Raw genomic sequence first — 3,026 nt, forward strand, 5'->3', positions numbered from 1 at the left:
CTGCTGATGCATTGCGATTGATGGCCTTGACACGAACCATCCCATGTGAGGTTCTGGCAGGCTTCGACACCCGCCTCGATACGCCGCCTATCTCAGTCCGTCATCACCCAGTTTCCCGCATAGCTCCAAGTCGGGCGGCTACATCCGCGCAATCCGTCGCCGAACTGATGCTTCGCGCCTGACCGGCGAAAGTCGCGGCGTTCGCACTGCCCCGCTCATACCTCCTCATGTGCCGAACTCCGTTCAGTCGCTGATCATGAGCAGGGGGAAGTTGTGCGAGATGGGCGAGAAGTCCTGGTCCCTCTTGTGGAAATGAATTCGAAGGACTTGCCAAGCCCGATGCCTGTCATTTGATCGAGGTCAATGACGCGGATAGTGCTCGGCATGGTGTGCTCTCCGATCTGCCGGTGCAGCGTCAGATGTTCGAGGTCATTTACCGCAGAGACTATGATGACTTCAATTTTCCGACCAATCAGGATGGGACACTTGGGAGGACGCCGCCAATGTTGCCATCGCGGACTGCTAGGGCCGAGCCATCACCGACGTGCGGTCACCTTGAGCGACCGGCGCCTCCCGAATCCAGCGCCGCTTGGAGCCATTTGGATCCGCTACCCAAGTTGTCCGCCCCCGCCGTTGATATGCAGGCCAGCGTGCCCGCGGAGAACTTCCCATGCACGAGAGACTTCACACATATCGTCGGCTTGGGATGGGAACATGGTTGCCAATCAGCCCCCGATGCCTTGATCGGTTCACTGAGCAGAAAAGGTCTTCTACCGACGACACCGCTCCATTCGCGAACACATTTTTACATCCATGGTCGGCCTTACACACCCAAGTTGGGGCAAGAAACAAGAGAGCCGACCCCAAACAATCCGAGCGGGCTTAGCGTAACGCTCGTCCCGGGGCATGGGCTTGAATCTCACCAGCCAGTAGTGGCGGGCATCGATAGCTTCCCGGGACATGGCGAAGAATCATCATCGACCAGGACTACGACGTCCGCGATGCCGGTGAAGGATGGCAAAGGCTGTGGACTGTGGTGGTGTTTTAAGACCGGGCTGTGCAAAGCGTTCCGAGCGAGCCGTCGCGAAAAGTCGTCGGCCCATCTGGATCAGCCGGATGGACGGGCCTCCGGATCCGGCGTCCGAGTGCGGGCTCCGCCGGTGCTCCGCCGCGACTGGCTAACTGACGAGCATATCAGGGAGGATTACACGCTCCTGGAGCGGGAGCTGCAGAGGGAACATCCGGATCTGGCTGCTCGGATGCGGCTGCTGCGGCCGGCGCAAGCCCAAATGCTGCGCTTGACCGACAACGCGGTCGAATTGCTGTTAGCCGTGCAAGGAATCGTCTACGATGAGGATGAGAACGATACCGCCGACTTCCTGCTCGTGCCAGTGAACAATGGCAGAGGTGTCAAGGCCGACGACGGCGACCACTGGTCGCTACTGCTCGTTGATCGCCGCAATCGGGAGAACGTAGTCGCCTATCACTACGACTCCGCTGGGAAATCTAACGTCGCTAGCGCAGAACAGCTCGCGGAAAACCTTGGCGCCAACCTTCAGCCCGCCCGCATGGCCCAACAGCGGAACAATTATGATTGCGGCGTCTTTGTGGTGGACGGCACACGGACGCTGGCGAGACGATTGGCGGAAGGAGAGCGGCCTGATGACGAGCCGCTTCACCTCGAAAACCTCGTCGCCGATCGGCGAGCACTCCAGGATCGACTGAGCGGTCGTGCGCATTCGCGACCCCCAACTCGCTGATGCGTTTGGGCTGATGGAGCTGGCTGGCGCGCCTCTTGCCGGCACCAGAACCTTGGCCGGGTGCCAGAACGTGTGAACGACTCGGACGGCTCGCACGCGACCCCGCCCTGCACCGGATCGTGGTAGTCGGGCTGTGAGACCAGCCCATCGGACGCCTCGACACCGAGAGACCGACTTAAAAGCGAACCTCTCCGCGCGGCCGGTCTGTCTGAGCGGTGGATCGACACGTGCCTGCAAACCCATCAAGAACATCGTCCTGATGTGGACCCAGCGTGGATGCCACAGGTGGTAGGATGGAAGAATCGCGCCCAGCCTCCGGCCGCGGACTTTAGCCTCCTTTAAGCCGGGGCCGCAGAATGATGTTCGCGCTGAAGGGATTGTTGGGGGTCACTTCCCTCATCCCTGGCCCCAACACCGCCATATAGGGCTGACCATGAATAATCAGATTTGTCGGCTGCTGCCATGACTGCGGCAGCATGCCTCTTCTATTCAGTGCGCCAATCAGGACGTCGGGGGCGGTTTGGAAGCCGTGATTGAAGCCCAAGGGGACGACCGGTCCGAAATCATACGCCGGTGGCGTACTTGGCACGACGAGCAGTTGTTCGAGCGACTCCTGGAATGAGTTGAGCTGCGAATCACCTTCCCAGATTTCTGTTGGCCCATCGACTTCCATCTCCTGTTCCAACAGCGCCAGGTGCGTCCGCAGCTCCAAGCCGTCATCGCGCATGGCGGCCGCCGCGGGAGTCGCCTGCAGCAAGGTGTGCTGCGGGGCGATGTCCCCTGCGGTTGACGGTGGCTCCTCGACTTCCATCTCCTGCTCAAGCAGCTCCAACAAATCTAAGTCGCTGTCACTGATAGCTGACGCAGGAGACTCGCGTCGCGAGTTGTACGTCGAAAGCAGATTCAAGTCGCGGCGCCGCGAGCTATCTTTGACGCGCAAGTACGTCTTACGATCTTCCTGCAGCGATGGGTCGTCGAGGCGGCCCGCTATCGCGCTTTTCGCATGTGTCTTGAGCCACTGACGAATTCACGAAGACGGCTAGAGCATGTTGTTTTTTGGCGGAATCGGGATTCCCAATTGGAGGAGTTTCTGATTCAAACTCCATGCTGGGGACCGGGGCGAGCATGGATGACGCGACCCCTATTCGGAAGACATCCGCGAACTGGCGCTTAGGCGAGCTGATGCTGGCGAGACCGTTCGCTCGATTGCAGCGGCGCTTCAGATCAGTCCGTCCTGTGTGACGAAGTGGAAGAATCTGAGGCGAG

General features: G+C 59.9%; 3 protein-coding genes. 2 read left to right on the forward strand and 1 reads right to left on the reverse strand.

What is annotated here, in order from left to right; translation table 11 throughout:
- The first annotated feature begins 1,001 nt into the window (after positions 1–1,001).
- The gene (locus ACZYOF_RS43180; RefSeq protein WP_463719527.1) at positions 1,002–1,760 is read left to right on the forward strand and encodes a Ulp1 family isopeptidase; all 759 of its coding nucleotides are present in this window, start codon (positions 1,002–1,004) and stop codon (positions 1,758–1,760) included.
- A gap of 328 nt (positions 1,761–2,088) precedes the next feature.
- Here the strand turns inward: ACZYOF_RS43180 and ACZYOF_RS43185 are convergent, their stop codons facing one another.
- Positions 2,089–2,700: a hypothetical protein gene (locus tag ACZYOF_RS43185; RefSeq protein ID WP_463719528.1), complete on the reverse strand. Its 612-nt coding sequence runs from the start codon at positions 2,698–2,700 to the stop codon at positions 2,089–2,091.
- Positions 2,701–2,914: 214 nt separating this feature from the next.
- Between ACZYOF_RS43185 and ACZYOF_RS43190 the strand changes: the two genes are divergently transcribed.
- On the forward strand, positions 2,915–3,026 hold a 112-nt coding region (locus tag ACZYOF_RS43190), incomplete at its 3' end, for a helix-turn-helix domain-containing protein (RefSeq protein ID WP_463719529.1).

It is taken from the genome of Bradyrhizobium sp. LeoA1Lang (genome assembly GCF_055413685.1).